This window comes from Enterobacter huaxiensis, from assembly GCF_003594935.2.
In the GTDB taxonomy this organism is placed as follows: domain Bacteria; phylum Pseudomonadota; class Gammaproteobacteria; order Enterobacterales; family Enterobacteriaceae; genus Enterobacter; species Enterobacter huaxiensis.
The window spans coordinates 852,502-865,368 of the sequence record NZ_CP043342.1 but is presented as its reverse complement, the minus strand read 5'-3'; the positions used below and the strand labels follow the sequence as shown (position 1 = coordinate 865,368).

Here is a 12,867-nt window from a genome sequence, read left to right as displayed (position 1 = left end):
CCCTCTCCCACAGGGAGAGGGCCGGGGTGAGGGCTTCAGCCCGCACGGTGGCAAAAAACTACACCTGCCCCACATACAAATAAATCGCCAAAAAGTGGCATACGCTGCCCCCCAGCACGAAGCCGTGCCAGATAGCATGGTTGTACGGAATACGCTTGCAGACGTAGAAAATCACGCCCAGCGAGTAGACCACGCCGCCCACCGCCAGAAGGGTTACGCCCCCCACCGCCAGCTTTATCGCCAGCTGATAAACGACAATCAGCGACAGCCAGCCCATCGTCAGATAGGTCACCAGCGACAGTATTTTGAACCGGTGCGCAATGGTCAGCTTAAACAGGATCCCCAGCAGCGCCAGGCTCCAGATCACGATCATCAGGCCACGGGACAGCGGCGAGTTTAATCCCACCAGCAAGAACGGGGTGTAGGTACCCGCGATCAGAAGATAGATCGCGCAGTGGTCGAATTTTTTGAGCCAGGTTTTGGCCCGTTGATGCGGGACCGCGTGATACAGCGTGGAGGCCAGGAACAACAGGATCATGCTCCCGCCGTACAGGCTGTAGCTGGTTATCGCCATCGCGCTGGCGTTGGTGTCCACCGCCTGAACCAGCAGCAATACTAAACCGACTATCCCAAAAACCAGGCCGATGCCGTGGCTGATGCTGTTGGCTACTTCCTCAGCCAGCGAATATCCCTGTGCGATTAATGGCTTGTTCACCATAGGTAACTCCGGGAAAACTAAAGATGATTATTCATCGTATGGCTATGCTAACTGAGAATGATTCCAGTGAACACCTGTTCGCTAAAATAAAATCAAATCTAACAACTCTAATTTACAATCAGATAGTTACAGTTTTATTTCAGCTAACACACGTTCTTTTTTTATTAAAGGCATTTAAAATCAATCACATAAAACTGGTTCTGATGAGGGTAGATTTCCGCAATCACGCTTTTGAGCGCCTCCAGGGTCATGTTTTCCTGCTCCGCGTGTTTTTCGGTGAGCGTATCCAGCGTAACGGTTGACGTGCCGGTCACTTCAATGGTGCAAAAGTAGCCGTCATCCTCATAACGCCCAACGCGCAGCACGTCGCCCTTCTTAAAATGGGATTCGCTTTCGTCGCGAATGGTGATGGTTTTACGCCCGGCCAGAATGTCATCCTGAAAGCGTTGAAAAAAAGTGATGTCGTTAGGCTGCATGTTATTATTCCCTGAAGAAAGTCTGATGAGTGAGTGTAGCCACAGTGAGCATGTTCTCCCATTCCGCCATTGCCGGTCTCAATAACCTTGAGATGATGGTCTACAACTATGTCATCAAGAACCGTGACAAAGTAACGTACATGACCATCCGCGAGCTGGCGGACGCGGCTGGCGTCTCAACCACCACGATCCTGCGCTTCTGCCGCAAGCTCAACTGCGAGGGCTACTCTGAATTTCGCGTGCGCTTCAAGCTCTATTTAGAGCAGAATGAACCCCAGCAGGCAAATTTCGGTGCCAGTGAAATTATCAGCTTTTTCAAAAGCGTCAACAATGAAGAGTTCGATGCGTTACTGGATGACGCTGTAAATATTATTTTATCCTCCGAGCGAATTATATTCGTCGGGGCGGGCACTTCCGGCTCGCTGGCGAAATATGGCGCACGCTTCTTTTCAAATATTGGTAAATTCAGCAACCATATTGACGATCCTTATTTCCCGGTCACCAATGATATGGCTAAAAATGCGCTGGCTATTGTACTTTCCGTTTCCGGGGAGACCGAAGAGATCTTACGCTTCGCCAGCCAGTTCAGCCTGCACCGCTGTAAAGTACTCTCCATCACCAGCCACGAGCACTCACGTCTGGCAAAGCTGGCCGACTTTAACCTCTCCTGGCACGTTCCCCAAACGCGTATCGGTGGCGTGTACGATATTACTACCCAAATCCCCGTCATTTATATTCTGGAATCATTGGGGCGTAAGCTGGCGAAGAAATTAACGGAATAAAACACCCTGTTTTTTTGATGTGACAAATCACATTTCGCGTTAATTGTTATATCGTGACATTTAAATACGCTTTGCTAGACTCGATTTCATTAAGCCATGACTTGAGAATAGCAAAGATGAAAAAACTCACCTTACCGAAAGATTTTTTATGGGGCGGCGCGGTTGCGGCTCACCAGGTTGAAGGCGGCTGGAACAAAGGCGGCAAAGGGCCAAGCATTTGCGACGTGCTGACCGGCGGCGCGCACGGCGTGCCGCGTGAAATCACCCAGGAAGTTATCGACGGGAAATACTACCCGAACCACGAAGCCGTCGACTTCCACGGCCGCTACAAAGAAGACATCAAGCTGTTTGCCGAGATGGGCTTCAAATGCTTCCGCACCTCCATTGCCTGGACGCGCATCTTCCCGAAAGGCGACGAAACCCAGCCGAACGAAGAAGGGCTGCAGTTCTACGACGACATGTTTGACGAGCTGCTGAAGTACAACATCGAGCCGGTGATCACCCTCTCCCACTTTGAAATGCCGCTGCACCTGGTGCAGGAATACGGCGGCTGGACCAACCGTAAGGTGGTCGATTTCTTTGTACGCTTCTCTGAAGTCGTGTTTGAGCGCTACAAAAGCAAGGTCAAATACTGGATGACCTTCAACGAGATTAACAACCAGCGTAACTGGCGCGCGCCGCTGTTCGGCTACTGCTGTTCCGGCGTGGTGTATACCGAGCACGACAACCCGGAAGAGACCATGTATCAGGTGCTGCACCACCAGTTCGTGGCCAGCGCGCTGGCGGTGAAAGCCGCACGCCGCATTAATCCGGAGATGAAAGTAGGCTGCATGCTGGCCATGGTTGCTCTCTATCCGTTCTCCTGCAAACCTGAAGACGTGATGTTCGCACAGGAATCCATGCGCGAGCGCTATGTCTTTACCGACGTCCAGCTGCGCGGCTACTACCCGTCCTACGTGCTGAACGAGTGGGAGCGCCGCGGTTTCTCCATCAGGATGGAAGCAGGCGATGAGCAGATCCTGCGTGATGGGACGTGCGACTACCTGGGCTTCAGCTACTACATGACCAACGCGGTTAAGGCGGAAGGCGGTACCGGGGACGCGATTTCCGGTTTCGAAGGCAGCGTGCCGAACCCGCACGTGAAGGCCTCCGACTGGGGCTGGCAGATTGACCCGGTGGGGCTGCGCTATGCCCTGTGTGAACTGTATGAGCGTTATCAAAAGCCGCTGTTTATCGTGGAGAACGGTTTCGGCGCTTACGATAAAGTGGAAGAGGACGGCAGCATCAACGATGACTACCGCATCGACTATCTGCGCGCCCACGTGGAAGAGATGATCAAAGCGGTGACCTACGACGGCGTTGACCTGATGGGCTACACCCCGTGGGGCTGTATCGACTGCGTCTCCTTCACCACCGGCCAGTACAGCAAGCGCTATGGTTTTATCTATGTGAACAAGCACGACGACGGTACGGGTGATATGTCCCGCTCCCGTAAAAAGAGCTTTAACTGGTACAAAACCGTGATAGCCAGCAACGGCGAAACCCTGTAATGCACCGCCCTCTCCTGCTCAGGAGAGGGCAAATTCCTTTCCTTCCAGACACTTCTTTACAGCTTTGGCGTTGCCAAAAAGCCTGTGCCCTATAAGATAAGCCTCGTGAATAATTGAGGCGAACATGATTAAGCGACAACGCAACGCTATCCTGCTGGTAGCCCTGGCCTGTCTGGTGGTGATGATATGCACCGCTCAGCGAATGGCCGGGATGCATGCGCTTGTCCTCAATCTCACCGCCACAAGCCAGTCCGTCCAGCAGGGCCAGGAGAGCGCAGAGGCGCCGGTTACGCCGTGCGAGCTTAGCGCCAAATCGCTGATGGCGGTTCCCCCGGTGCTGTTTGAAAGTGCACTCTTCGCCGTTACTCTGCTGCTGGCGCTGCTGGCTGCTAATCCGCCGCGCCGCGAACGGCTGTGGCCTCCCCGCGTGATATCCCCGCCCCGACTACGGGTGCATCTGCGACTCTGCGTCTTCCGTGAGTGAGTTTTTGCCTGATACACCAGGTTAATTCATCATTCATGGAGAAAATTTATGTTAACAGTATTCAGGCGACTGCTGGTCTGCCTGCTTTGGCTCTGGCTGCCCCTCAGCCAGGCCGCCGACAGCGGCTGGCTGCGCGCCGCCGATAATCAGCACGCCAGCGTCAGGCTGCGCGCGCAAACCGAAAACAGCGGCGAAACCCGCCTGCTGCTTGATGTCGCCCTGCAAAAAGGCTGGAAAACCTACTGGCGCTCGCCGGGAGAGGGTGGGATTGCGCCTGCCATTCGCTGGCATCAGCCGGTGGAGGCGACCTGGCGCTGGCCCACGCCCGAGCGTTTTGACGTAGCGGGTATCACCACGCAGGGATATCACGGCGACGTCAGTTTTCCGATTATCCTGCACGGCAAGGTCCCTGAACGTCTTGACGGCGTCCTGACGCTCTCTACCTGCAGCAACGTTTGCGTGCTGACCGACTACCCGTTCTCGCTGGATCTGACGTCCAGCACGGGCGGCGACTTTGATTACGCTTACAGCCGGGCGATGGGCACGCTGCCGCTCAGCAGCGGATTAACGTCATCGCTCAGCGCCCGCTACGCCGCCGGAAAGCTGACCGTTACCGCGCAGCGTGACGCGGGCTGGCAGGAACCGTCGCTGTTTATCGACGGCATGGACGACGTCGATTTTGGCAGACCCGCTTTTTCCGTGCGCGACGGATCGCTTGTTGCCACCGTGCCGGTAACGGACAGCTGGGGCGAAGCCGCGCCCAACCTCAGCGGAAAGCAGCTGTCGCTGGTCCTGGCGGATAGCGGCCAGGCGCAGGAGTCCAGCCTGACTATCGGGCAGAGCGCCCCCGCGCCCGCGTTCTCGTTAGGCTGGGTGCTGCTGATGGCGCTGGCGGGCGGCCTGATTCTCAACGTCATGCCCTGCGTGCTGCCCGTGCTGGCCATGAAGCTCGGCACGCTGATGCAAACCGAACGGCAGGCGCGCGGCCAGGTACGCCGGCAGTTCCTTGCGTCGGTATCAGGAATTGTTGCCTCATTCCTCGCGCTGGCGCTGATGATGACGGTGCTGCGTTTAGGCAATCAGGCGCTCGGCTGGGGGATCCAGTTCCAGAACCCGTGGTTTATTGGCGCGATGGCGCTGGTGATGGTGCTGTTCAGCGCCAGCCTGCTGGGGTTATTTGAGATCCGTCTCCCTTCCGGTACCAGCACGTTCCTCGCCACGCGCGGCGGCAACGGGCTTGCTGGCCATTTCTGGCAGGGCGCCTTTGCCACGCTGCTCGCGACGCCCTGCACCGCGCCGTTTCTCGGTACGGCCGTGTCGGTGGCGCTGGCAGCGCCGCTTCCTCTGCTGTGGGGCATCTTCTTTGCGATGGGTATCGGCATGAGCCTGCCGTGGCTGCTGGTTGCGGCCTGGCCGGGGCTGGCGCAGAAATTGCCGCGTCCGGGACGCTGGATGAACGTTGTGCGGGTCGCTCTCGGCCTGATGATGCTCGGCTCGTCCCTGTGGCTGTTGAGCCTGCTGGGGGTGCACATCGGTATCCTGCCCGTCATTACGCTGGTGGTGGTGCTAATCCTCGCTCTGCTGCTGGCCACCGCCTGGCGCTACCGCTGGCAAACCGCACTCCGCGCCGGAGCGTTAGCCTTTGTGGCGGCAGGCGCCGTCGCATTTGTTACCGCTTCCGGTGGGGATAACTCCCGTCACGATCGGGTGAACTGGCAGCCGCTCAGCGAGCAGGCCATTGCCCGCGCGCAGGCAGAAAACAAGCGGGTCTTCGTCGACGTCACCGCCGACTGGTGCGTGACCTGTAAAGCCAATAAATACAACGTGCTGCTGCGCGACGACGTACAGGACGCGCTTTCCGCTCCGGATGTCGTTGCCCTGCGCGGAGACTGGAGCCGCCCTTCAGCCAGCATTAGCCAGTTCTTAACCACGCGCGGCAGCGCCGCCGTGCCGTTTAACCAGATTTATGGACCGGGACTGCCGCAGGGCCACGTGCTGCCTGCGCTATTAAGCCGCGACGCGGTGTTAACCGCCCTGTCCGATGCGAAAGGAAAATAAAATGAGAGCCTTCGTTGCCTTACTTCTGCTGTCGTTATCAACGTTCAGCCTCGCTGCGCCGTCAGATCAATCTTCAAATGACCAGCTGGCAGAACTGCTGTTTAACGACCCCAACAGCCCGCGAACCGGCGCAAAAGCGCCGAAGCTGACCATAGTCTCCTTCACGGACTACAACTGCCCCTACTGCAAGCAGTTCGACCCGATGCTGGAGAAAATCGTGCAGGAGAACCCGGATGTGCAGCTCATCGTTAAGCTGCTGCCGTTCAAGGGGCAAAGCTCGGTAAATGCCGCCAAAGCGGCGCTCTCAACGTGGCGTCAGCAGCCCGATAAGTTCTGGCCGCTGCACCAGCGGCTGATGATGAAAAAAGGGTATCACGATGATGCCAGCATCGCGGCGGCGCAGGCGAAGACCGCTACGGACAGCATCAGGACGGATGAAAAAACCATGGACTCGCTGAAGATGAACCTGCTCCTGTCGCAGGTGCTGAATATTCAGGGCACCCCAGCGACCATCATTGGCGATCAAATGGTGGCGGGTGCCATTCCTTATGACGATCTGGAGGCGCTGGTGAAAGAGCAGCTGGCGCAAGCTCGTGGCAAATAAGGCGATGCGCCTGGCGCGCGAGCTGGCCCTGTGGCTGCTGATTGGCGTTGTCGTCAGCGTGGCGGTGGACTATTTCCGCCAGCCCGCGCTGCCGCAGAATTTCTCTGCGACATCGCTGCATACCCTGGACGGTCAGCCCGTCGATCTCACCGCCATGAGCAAGGAGCGTCCGCTGCTGGTCTACGTCTGGGCAACCTGGTGCGGCGTGTGTCGCTACACCACGCCCTCCGTGGCGGCGCTTGCCGCCGACGGCGGCAACGTGCTGTCGGTTGCGCTACGCTCGGGCGATGACGCCAAGCTGGAGAGATGGCTGGCGAAGAAGAAAATGGCGCTGCCGACGGTCAACGACGCCAGCGGCGATCTGGCGCGCCGGTGGGATGTGCAGGTCACGCCGACGCTGGTGACGATCTCTCACGGCGAGGTGAAGTCAATCACCACCGGCTGGACCAGCGCCTGGGGCATGCGCCTGCGGCTGTGGCTGGCGTCCTGGTAGTTACTTGCCGCCCGCAAGCTCGAGGAAGCTGCCGGTCACGTAGGAGGCTTTGTCGCTCAGCAGCCAGGCAATGGCCTGAGCGACCTCCTCCGGCTGGCCGCCACGCTGCATCGGCAGCATCGCCTTCACCCGATCCACGCGCCCCGGCTCGCCGCCGGAGGCGTGAATATCGGTATAAATCAGCCCGGGACGCACGCAGTTGACGCGAATGCCCTGGGCTGCCACTTCCAGCGCCAGGCCGGTCGTCAGCGAGTCCACCGCGCCTTTAGAGGCGGCGTAATCAACATACTCACCCGGAGCGCCCAGCCGTGACGCCGCCGAGGAGACATTTACGATGGCACCGCCCTTGCCTCCGTGCTTATGCGACATACGTTTTACCGCCTCGCGACAGCAGAGAAAATAGCCCGTGACGTTGGTCGCCAGCACGCGGTTGATGCGTTCGGCTGAAAGACTTTCGATGGTGGACTGTTCAAACAGAATGCCCGCGTTATTTACCAGCGCCTTCAGCGGCTCGCCTTCGCGATCGATGCTGTCGAACATCGCCATCACCTGCGCTTCATCGCTGATGTCCGCGCGCACGGCAAAGGCTTTACCGCCCGCCTCCACGATATGGTTGATAACCTCAGTCGCGGCCGTGATGTTGTGGTGAAAGTTTACCGCTACGGTGTAGCCTTCGCCTGCCAGCTGGAGCGCGGTTGCTTTACCGATGCCACGGCTGGCGCCGGTGACCAGTGCTATTGCCATTGTCTTCTCCCAATAAAAAAGCCGGGTGGCGGCTCCGCCTTACCCGGCCTACAACATACCCTATGACAGCGGATGATTACTGATATTCGCTCATCGGCACGCAGGAGCAGAACAGATTACGGTCGCCGTAGACGTCATCAAGACGCTTCACGGTCGGCCAGTATTTGTTTGCCACGCCTGCCGGGAACACCGCCAGCTCGCGGGAGTAACCGTGGTTCCACTCTGCCACCATCTCGTGCTGGGTGTGCGGGGCGTTAACCAGCGGGTTATCTTCCAGCGTCCACTCGCCGTCCTGCACGCGGTCGATCTCCATGCGGATCGCCAGCATCGCGTCGATAAAGCGGTCCAGCTCGGCTTTGCTCTCAGACTCCGTTGGCTCAACCATCAGCGTACCTGCTACCGGGAAGGACATGGTTGGCGCGTGGAAGCCGTAGTCGATCAGACGCTTGGCGATATCCAGCTCGCTGATGCCGGTCTGCTCCTTCAGCGGACGAATATCCAGAATGCACTCGTGCGCCACGCGACCGTCGCGGCCGGTATAGAGCACCGGGAAGGCGGACTTCAGGCGAGTCGCAATGTAGTTGGCGTTGAGGATCGCTACCTGGCTCGCCTGCTTCAGCCCTTCCGCGCCCATCATGCGGATGTACATCCAGCTGATTGGCAGGATAGAAGCGCTGCCGAACGGTGCCGCAGAGACCGCACCCTGACGGGTCAGCATGCCTTCAATCTGCACCACGCTGTGGCCCGGTACAAACGGGGCCAGGTGCGCTTTCACGCCGATTGGGCCCATGCCCGGGCCGCCGCCGCCGTGCGGAATGCAGAAGGTTTTATGCAGGTTCAGGTGCGACACGTCCGCGCCGATAAAGCCCGGAGAGGTAATACCCACCTGAGCGTTCATGTTCGCGCCGTCGAGGTAAACCTGACCGCCAAACTGGTGCACCACTTCGCACACTTCGCGGATGGTCTCTTCGTACACGCCGTGGGTTGACGGGTAGGTCACCATGATGCAGGAAAGCTTATCGCCCGCCTGCTCGGCTTTCGCACGCAGGTCGGCCAGATCGATGTTGCCGTTTTTATCGCAAGCAACCACCACCACTTCCATCCCCGCCATCTGGGCTGAAGCTGGGTTGGTGCCGTGGGCGGAGCTTGGGATCAGACAGATATCGCGGTGACCTTCACTGCGGCTTTCGTGATAGTGACGGATCGCCAGCAGGCCCGCGTATTCACCCTGCGCGCCGGAGTTCGGCTGCATACAGAGCGCGTCGTAGCCGGTCAGCTTCACCAGCCAGTCGGAGAGCTGGTTGATCATCATATGATACCCCTCCGCCTGCCCGGCCGGGCAGAACGGATGTAGCTCGGAGAACTCCGGCCAGGTGATGGGGATCATCTCTGCCGCGGCGTTCAGCTTCATGGTGCAGGATCCCAGCGGGATCATCGCCTGGTTCAGCGCCAGATCCTTGCGCTCCAGAGAGTGCATATAGCGCATCATCTCGGTTTCGCTGTGGTAGCGGTTGAAGACCGGGTGCGCCAGGATCGCATCGTCACGCAGCATGCCTGCCTGAATTGAACGGCTGTCGTGCGCCACGTCTTTGTCCAGCGTATCAATATCCAGACCGTGCGCGTCGCCCAGAAGGACGTTAAACAGGTTAACGATATCCTCACGGGTAGTGGATTCATCAAGGGTAATGCCCACGGCGTTATGGATGTCGCTGCGCAGGTTGATTTGCGCCGCGTCCGCACGCGCCAGCACGGCGGCTTTGTCCGCTACGTCTACGCACAGGGTGTCAAAATAGTGTTCATGGCGCAGCTTCAGGCCATTTTTCTGCAGGCCGCAGGCCAGAATATCCGCCAGACGGTGAATACGGTTGGCGATGCGCTTCAGGCCAGCCGGACCGTGGAACACGGCGTACAGGCTGGCAATGTTGGCCAGCAGCACCTGCGAGGTACAGATGTTGGAGTTCGCTTTCTCGCGGCGGATGTGCTGCTCGCGGGTCTGCATCGCCATGCGCAGCGCGGTGTTACCGGCGGCATCTTTCGAGACGCCGATAATACGGCCAGGCATGGAGCGTTTAAATTCATCTTTCGCGCCGAAGAACGCCGCGTGCGGGCCGCCGTAGCCCATCGGCACGCCAAAGCGCTGCGCAGAGCCGAAGACAATATCCGCACCCTGTTTGCCCGGTGCCGTCAGCAGCACCAGCGCCATAAAATCAGCGGCAACGCTAACGATGACCTTGCGGGACTTCAGCTCGCCAATCAGCGCGCCGTAGTCGTGCACTTCACCGGTGGTACCGACCTGCTGCAGCAGCACGCCGAAGACGTCCTGGTGATCCAGCACTTTGTCTGCGTCATCGACAATCACGTCGAAGCCGAAGGTTTCAGCGCGAGTGCGCACCACGTCCAGCGTCTGGGGATGCACGTCCGCCGCGACGAAGAAGCGGTTGGCATTTTTCAGCTTGCTCACGCGTTTGGCCATCGCCATCGCTTCGGCGGCGGCGGTCGCTTCATCCAGCAGCGAAGCGGAGGCAATATCCATCCCGGTCAGATCCAGCGTCACCTGCTGGAAGTTCAGCAGCGCTTCCAGGCGGCCCTGAGACACTTCTGGCTGATAAGGGGTGTAAGCGGTGTACCAGCCCGGGTTTTCCAGCATGTTGCGCAGGATAACCGGCGGCAGCTGCACGTTGGTGTAGCCCATGCCAATGTAAGACTTATAGCGCTTGTTGAGGCCGGCGATGGCCTTCAGCTCCGCCAGCGCGGCGAACTCCGTGGTGGCTTCACCTACCTGCGGCGGCGTATCAAGCTGGATGTCTTTTGGCACGATCTGGCCGATCAGTGCGTTTAATGAATCCGCGCCAACCGTTTTCAGCATCTCCTGCTGTTGCTGAGCATCCGGCCCAATGTGACGTTCAATAAAGGCGCCACGGTTTTCAAGCTGGCTTAAAGTCTGTGTCATGAGCGATGGTTCCTGAAACGTGCAGTGAATTTAAGTTCCCTCTCCCAAAGGGAGAGGGTTAGGTGAGGGGAAGATGGGCACCCTCACCCCTGCCCTCTCCCAAAGGGAGAGGGGGATTACTGATTACTCGTCTTCCAACAGCGCTTCGTACGCGGTCGCGTCCAGCAGCGCGGCAACCTGCGCCTCATCGCTGGCTTTGATCTTGAAGATCCAGCCGCCTTCATACGGCTCGCTGTTGACCAGCTCCGGTGAATCGCTCAGCGCGTCGTTCACGGCAACGATTTCGCCGCTTACCGGGGCGTAGATGTCAGAAGCCGCTTTTACGGACTCCGCCACGGCACAGTCGTCGCCTGCGCTGACGGTTGCGCCCACTTCAGGCAGGTCAACAAACACCATGTCGCCCAGCAGCTCCTGCGCGTGCTCGGTGATCCCTACGGTGTAAGTGCCGTCCGCCTCTTTGCGCAGCCACTCGTGTTCTTTGCTGTATTTCAGTTCTGCTGGCACATTGCTCATTGAAGTTCTCCTGATAAAAAGAATTAGGCGACCGGCTTACCGGCGCGAACAAAAATCGGTTTGGTCACGGTGACCGGCATTTCACGGTTGCGAATTTGCACCACCGCCGTTTCGCCAATGCCCGCCGGAACGCGTGCCAGGGCAATACTGTAGCCGAGCGTCGGGGAGAAGGTTCCGCTGGTGATCACACCTTCGCGATGGTTGCCGTCGGCATCGGTGAAGCGCACCGGCAGCTCGCCGCGCAGTACGCCTTTTTCCTTCATCACCAGGCCAACCAGCTGTTCAGTACCCTTCTCGCGCTGCATTTCCAGCGCTTCACGGCCAATAAAGTCGCGGTCAGCCGGTTCCCATGCGATGGTCCAGCCCATGTTGGCCGCCAGCGGGGAGACGCCTTCGTCCATCTCCTGACCGTAGAGGTTCATGCCCGCTTCCAGACGCAGCGTGTCGCGCGCGCCCAGACCCGCTGGCTTCACGCCCGCTTCTACGAGCGCGCGCCAGAAATCAGCGGCCTTCTCGTTCGGCATCGCAATTTCGTAGCCCGCCTCACCGGTATAGCCGGTGGTAGCGATAAACAGATCGCCCGCCTGCACGCCAAAGAACGGCTTCATGCCCTCGGTGGCTTTGCGCTGCTCGTCGTTAAACAGAGATGCGGCTTTCGCCTGCGCGTTTGGCCCCTGCACGGCGATCAGCGACAGATCGTCGCGGACGGTGATATCGATGGCGTAAGGTTCGGCGTGTTGGGTGATCCAGGAGAGGTCTTTTTCGCGGGTGGCGGAGTTTACAACGAGGCGGAAGAAATCTTCAGTGAAGTAATAGACGATAAGGTCATCAATCACGCCGCCCGAGGCATTGAGCATGCCGGTATAGAGCGCTTTTCCCGGCGTCTTCAGTTTGGCGACGTCATTTGCCAGCAGATAACGCAAAAACTCCCGGGTGCGGCTACCGCGCAGATCGACAATCGTCATGTGGGACACGTCGAACATACCGGCATCGGTGCGCACCGCGTGGTGCTCATCAATCTGCGACCCGTAGTGCAGCGGCATCAACCAGCCGTGGAAGTCCACCATGCGGGCGCCGCACAACACGTGTTGTTCGTACAAAGGAGTCTGTTGAGCCATCTTGTCCTCGTTGAAAAATTCACCGTGAAACCCGGTATCGGCCCCGTTTCCTGGCGCCGACGCAAACGTTCTCTTTTACCTGAACTTACCACCGAACCCGGCGGTTAACCATAAGGTAAAACGGGTCATCACATTAGCTTATGACCAAAAAACGCTGAAAAGCCTACAGAGTTATTCACTGGGAAAATGCGATTAAACCCGCATAAAATTAACAATGATCTAACAGGATTTAGCACATGGTGATATTTCGTGCGGAAAAATGGGCTGAATTTCCTCACGATAATAAACGCGACATTAGATTATCTAATGCGAAAAACAGCGTGGAATTAGAATATTTCAAACGAGGGAATTTACCCGGCGCAGAGGCCGGGAAATTA

General features: G+C 58.2%; 12 protein-coding genes. 6 read left to right on the top strand and 6 right to left on the bottom strand.

The window, feature by feature from the left end; genetic code table 11:
- Positions 1–58 precede the first annotated feature (58 nt).
- Both trhA and yqfB read right to left on the bottom strand, forming a co-directional pair.
- On the bottom strand, positions 59–718 hold the full coding sequence (trhA, locus tag D5067_RS04215) for a PAQR family membrane homeostasis protein TrhA (protein ID WP_119936146.1): 660 nt from the start codon (positions 716–718) through the stop codon (positions 59–61).
- A gap of 164 nt (positions 719–882) precedes the next feature.
- On the bottom strand, positions 883–1,194 hold the full coding sequence (gene yqfB / locus D5067_RS04210) for a N(4)-acetylcytidine aminohydrolase (protein WP_119936147.1): 312 nt from the start codon (positions 1,192–1,194) through the stop codon (positions 883–885).
- Positions 1,195–1,244: 50 nt separating this feature from the next.
- Between yqfB and D5067_RS04205 the strand changes: the two genes are divergently transcribed.
- The 6 genes from D5067_RS04205 to D5067_RS04180 all read left to right on the top strand — a co-directional run bounded on the left by D5067_RS04205 (position 1,245) and on the right by D5067_RS04180 (position 7,165).
- On the top strand, positions 1,245–1,976 hold the full coding sequence (locus tag D5067_RS04205; RefSeq protein ID WP_119936148.1) for a MurR/RpiR family transcriptional regulator: 732 nt from the start codon (positions 1,245–1,247) through the stop codon (positions 1,974–1,976).
- A gap of 116 nt (positions 1,977–2,092) precedes the next feature.
- Positions 2,093–3,526 carry a 6-phospho-beta-glucosidase gene (locus D5067_RS04200; RefSeq protein WP_119936149.1) on the top strand — a complete coding sequence of 478 codons (1,434 nt, stop codon included), beginning with the start codon at positions 2,093–2,095 and terminating at the stop codon, positions 3,524–3,526.
- Between the two features lie 124 nt (positions 3,527–3,650).
- Positions 3,651–4,010, top strand: coding sequence for a copper resistance protein (locus D5067_RS04195; RefSeq protein ID WP_119936150.1), 360 nt, complete (start codon positions 3,651–3,653; stop codon positions 4,008–4,010).
- Positions 4,011–4,058: 48 nt separating this feature from the next.
- On the top strand, positions 4,059–6,068 hold the full coding sequence (locus D5067_RS04190) for a protein-disulfide reductase DsbD family protein (RefSeq protein ID WP_119936151.1): 2,010 nt from the start codon (positions 4,059–4,061) through the stop codon (positions 6,066–6,068).
- A gap of 1 nt (position 6,069) precedes the next feature.
- Positions 6,070–6,672 carry a DsbA family protein gene (locus D5067_RS04185; protein ID WP_119936152.1) on the top strand — a complete coding sequence of 201 codons (603 nt, stop codon included), beginning with the start codon at positions 6,070–6,072 and terminating at the stop codon, positions 6,670–6,672.
- Between the two features lie 4 nt (positions 6,673–6,676).
- Positions 6,677–7,165, top strand: coding sequence for a protein disulfide oxidoreductase (locus D5067_RS04180; RefSeq protein ID WP_374208608.1), 489 nt, complete (start codon positions 6,677–6,679; stop codon positions 7,163–7,165).
- On the opposite strand, the gene D5067_RS04175 is transcribed toward D5067_RS04180, so the two are convergent.
- The 4 genes from D5067_RS04175 to gcvT all read right to left on the bottom strand — a co-directional run bounded on the left by D5067_RS04175 (position 7,166) and on the right by gcvT (position 12,490).
- Complete coding sequence (locus D5067_RS04175) at positions 7,166–7,909, bottom strand: SDR family oxidoreductase (RefSeq protein WP_119936154.1); 744 nt, start codon at positions 7,907–7,909, stop codon at positions 7,166–7,168.
- Positions 7,910–7,985: 76 nt separating this feature from the next.
- Positions 7,986–10,859 (bottom strand): aminomethyl-transferring glycine dehydrogenase, encoded by a 2,874-nt coding sequence (gene gcvP / locus D5067_RS04170; RefSeq protein ID WP_119936155.1) that lies wholly within the window; start codon positions 10,857–10,859, stop codon positions 7,986–7,988.
- A 123-nt stretch (positions 10,860–10,982) separates the two neighbouring features.
- The gene (gene gcvH / locus D5067_RS04165) at positions 10,983–11,372 is read right to left on the bottom strand and encodes a glycine cleavage system protein GcvH (RefSeq protein WP_006811885.1); all 390 of its coding nucleotides are present in this window, start codon (positions 11,370–11,372) and stop codon (positions 10,983–10,985) included.
- A gap of 23 nt (positions 11,373–11,395) precedes the next feature.
- The gene (gcvT, locus tag D5067_RS04160) at positions 11,396–12,490 is read right to left on the bottom strand and encodes a glycine cleavage system aminomethyltransferase GcvT (protein ID WP_119936156.1); all 1,095 of its coding nucleotides are present in this window, start codon (positions 12,488–12,490) and stop codon (positions 11,396–11,398) included.
- Between the last annotated feature and the right edge of the window lie 377 nt (positions 12,491–12,867).

Excerpts from the sequence above, each read along its gene's own strand:
- trhA (WP_119936146.1), bottom strand. The coding sequence starts at position 718 with ATGGTGAACAAGCCATTAATCGCACAGGGATATTCGCTGGCTGAGGAA.
- yqfB (WP_119936147.1), bottom strand. The coding sequence starts at position 1,194 with ATGCAGCCTAACGACATCACTTTTTTTCAACGCTTTCAGGATGACATT.
- D5067_RS04205 (WP_119936148.1), top strand. The coding sequence starts at position 1,245 with ATGTTCTCCCATTCCGCCATTGCCGGTCTCAATAACCTTGAGATGATG.
- D5067_RS04200 (WP_119936149.1), top strand. The coding sequence starts at position 2,093 with ATGAAAAAACTCACCTTACCGAAAGATTTTTTATGGGGCGGCGCGGTT.
- D5067_RS04195 (WP_119936150.1), top strand. The coding sequence starts at position 3,651 with ATGATTAAGCGACAACGCAACGCTATCCTGCTGGTAGCCCTGGCCTGT.
- D5067_RS04190 (WP_119936151.1), top strand. The coding sequence starts at position 4,059 with ATGTTAACAGTATTCAGGCGACTGCTGGTCTGCCTGCTTTGGCTCTGG.
- D5067_RS04185 (WP_119936152.1), top strand. The coding sequence starts at position 6,070 with ATGAGAGCCTTCGTTGCCTTACTTCTGCTGTCGTTATCAACGTTCAGC.
- D5067_RS04180 (WP_374208608.1), top strand. The coding sequence starts at position 6,677 with ATGCGCCTGGCGCGCGAGCTGGCCCTGTGGCTGCTGATTGGCGTTGTC.
- D5067_RS04175 (WP_119936154.1), bottom strand. The coding sequence starts at position 7,909 with ATGGCAATAGCACTGGTCACCGGCGCCAGCCGTGGCATCGGTAAAGCA.
- gcvP (WP_119936155.1), bottom strand. The coding sequence starts at position 10,859 with ATGACACAGACTTTAAGCCAGCTTGAAAACCGTGGCGCCTTTATTGAA.
- gcvH (WP_006811885.1), bottom strand. The coding sequence starts at position 11,372 with ATGAGCAATGTGCCAGCAGAACTGAAATACAGCAAAGAACACGAGTGG.
- gcvT (WP_119936156.1), bottom strand. The coding sequence starts at position 12,490 with ATGGCTCAACAGACTCCTTTGTACGAACAACACGTGTTGTGCGGCGCC.